General features: G+C 40.2%; 3 protein-coding genes. 1 reads left to right on the forward strand and 2 read right to left on the reverse strand.

The genetic code is table 11. From position 1 onward, the window contains the following. Nucleotides 1–109 precede the first annotated feature (109 nt). Nucleotides 110–310 carry a hypothetical protein gene (locus tag ACFVSH_RS25015; protein ID WP_387708449.1) on the reverse strand — a complete coding sequence of 67 codons (201 nt, stop codon included), beginning with the start codon at nt 308–310 and terminating at the stop codon, nt 110–112. Between the two features lie 341 nt (nt 311–651). Here ACFVSH_RS25015 and ACFVSH_RS25020 point away from each other — a divergent pair, with 341 nt between their 5' ends. After that, nucleotides 652–1,548: a DMT family transporter gene (locus ACFVSH_RS25020; RefSeq protein ID WP_387708451.1), complete on the forward strand. Its 897-nt coding sequence runs from the start codon at nt 652–654 to the stop codon at nt 1,546–1,548. 183 nt (nt 1,549–1,731) lie between these two features. On the opposite strand, the gene ACFVSH_RS25025 is transcribed toward ACFVSH_RS25020, so the two are convergent. After that, the coding region (locus tag ACFVSH_RS25025; RefSeq protein ID WP_387708452.1) for a metallophosphoesterase at nt 1,732–2,846 on the reverse strand (1,115 nt) is incomplete at its 5' end.

The following is a 2,846-nucleotide window of genomic DNA, read 5'->3' on the forward strand; positions in this document are numbered from 1 at the left end:
AAGTCTTAGAAGCTGCTTAAACTATATGTCTAACTTTATTGGGTCAGATCAACTCAATGAAAATCGAGTTTGGCTACAGTTTTTTTATTAAAAATCGTTCCAGTTGATTTCAGAAATCCGTTCCCTTTCCGCCGACTGTCTGCCAAGCCTCCTGGCCGCAAGCGGCTGCGGTGTCTCGGCTAGCCAGTAATTCGGCAGGAGTGTCGCAAATTTCTTCAATCCAATAAGGCTTACAGTAAAAAAACATGAAGGATAATGCAGGTATAACCCAATTTTTAGGGTTTACAATTTGAGCATTGCCTCCAGGCACTCACTTTCCACATGAGGTTCGCCCTCGGCGCGTTTGTGCCTGTGCAGTCTCCCCCTGGACACTCTTTTCCCGCTGGAGTCTCGCACACCCTCTCCAATCAACTTTGTATTACTTTTTTCTAGAACTTTGTGGATAAACATTTTTCTACCCTGATCCATCTATAAAGATTTCCAATCCAATCTCATATTTAATAAAATTTCGTCAGCGATGATTACATCTCAGAATGTACTCTGATTCGTTATTTTTACTGTTTCACTTCACAGCGAGATAGAAATTATATTGAAGTTCTCACATATCCATGATACCTTCAGTTTATAGTGAATGGTTGGGAGGAATAGGTTTTGAACACTAAGGCGTTTTTATTGGCATCAATTTCAGTTATTATTTGGGGATCTACTTTCGCTGCTATTCGCGCAAGCTTGCATGGCGGGTATTCAGCCGGCCATTTGGTACTTGTGCGTTATCTTATAGCTTCAGGGATTTTTGCCCTTTATGCTCTATGGCCTGGGGTGAAATTTCGATTCCCGAAAAAAGAGGATTTGCTGAGGATATCGATCCTTGCATTTATTGGTATTAGTATTTATCATATCGGGGTGACATTCGGGGAACAAACCGTTTCGGCGGGAACGGCTGGAATGCTGATTGGTTCAGCACCTGTTTTCATCGCGATCATTGCTTCGTTCGTATTAAAAGAACGCCTCGGCCTATTCGGATGGATTGGTTTAGGTATAGGATTCGCAGGGATCACTTTAATAACATTAGGTACTGCAGGCCCTTCCTTGAATATTTCTGAAGGTGCATTTTTAGTGCTGATGTCTGCTATTGCTTCTGCGGTGTTTTTTGTTTTCCAAAAGCCGCTGTTAAGCCGCTATAATCCGATTGAATTGACAGCTTATTTCACATGGATCGGAACAATACCCTTTTTCATATTTTTTCCTGGGCTATTTCAAGAAATTCAACATGCTACAATGGAAGGTCATTTATCAGCGGTTTTTGTTGGTATTTTTCCTGCGGCCATCGGTTATGTAACTTGGGCAGTCGCACTTTCATTAGGAAAAGCCAGTTCCGTTTCCAGCTTGTTATACCTTGAACCTGTGATTGCCATTTTCGTCGCTTGGGTTTGGCTGCGGGAAGTGCCTAGTACTCTTTCAGTCATTGGCGGCGGGATTGCGATATTAGGGGTTCTCGTCGTTAATGGGTTCGGAAAGTATAAATCGGTAATGAAAAAAGCAGCATGATAGTTATTTAAACCAACTGGAAAAATCGCATCATTATAAATCCATCATGAAGAATGAACGTATATCCTTCTTGAAAGACTAAACACATAGGAGGGCACCCAATAAAGGAATTCACCCAGGTTGCTGAGATCCGATCAGTTACACCTTGCACCTGGGGAATTGGATTTTCTCCTCCTCTTTTAATTACTTAAAATTAAATCTATTCTTAAAGTCCCAATCCAATTTAAATGAATTATATTCACCTGTTAAAAATTTATAATCGATATAGGATTTTTCTTTTTTAGACATTTCGTCGACAAATGGCGAATAGGTCCGGAATACCAATACATTTTTCTTTTCATCAAACTCTACAAGTCTTAGCCAGCCATTCCCCCCTCGATAATTCGTTTGGTAATTGACCAACATTTGAATGACATCATTTCCTGCTGCATTTTGTTTTACCCGATGTGCTATCCCAAAATAATGCCCATTAACCGTCATGAACACTTGATTATGGTACTTTACAAGTTCATTCCAAATCAGCCGGCCATTAGACGACTCGACGGCGAGAGTTTTATCATCCTTAAGCTTTGGAAAGATAATATCATGGGAGACGAGGATTGTCGGTTTATCTTTATGCAGATCTAGAACCTTTTTTGACCATTCCAGGTCCTTATGCAGATTTTTCATATCGACTATCAAGACTAAGTATTCATAACTCCCTGCCTTAGCGATTGCATATGAGCTATACCCAGAGGGAGACGACCCCTTATAGTATGTTTTATTCAAAAAACGCTGCGGCCCATAATGTGTTAAGAAAGGGTCTCCGTCCGCATAGTCATGATTCCCGGCCGCCATCATATATGGAACATCCTTTTTATCCAAAAGGGAAATGGCACCGAGGGAATTCTGCCATTGTTTTTCTAAATCACTATCGATTATGTCCCCAACAAATGTATTCATGATAATATTGTTCTTCTTAGTGTTATTGGAAATCCAGTTCATTTGGCTATTGAATATCTCTGGATTTTGACTTGAATATTTCTGGGTATCTGGAACAAAAAGAAAATTATAATTCTTCTTATTCATTAGAAAGGGTAAAGCTTTGTTTGATCCTTCGAATGGTTCATCGTCACGGGCATCTTGCACAAGCCATTCTTTCTCGGTTAAAGCCTTTCTAGCAACTCGGATTTCCTGGATATTCCCTTTGAATAGTGCATTAAACTTATTTCCCCACTCAGATGCCCCGATGTTCCAGCCTTTACCTTTAACTGCTGCAATACCTATTACTTTTTCTGATTTTCCGTAATCACTTATGC

The organism is Peribacillus sp. NPDC058002, from assembly GCF_042886655.1.
Lineage (GTDB): Bacteria > Bacillota > Bacilli > Bacillales > DSM-1321 > Peribacillus > Peribacillus aracenensis.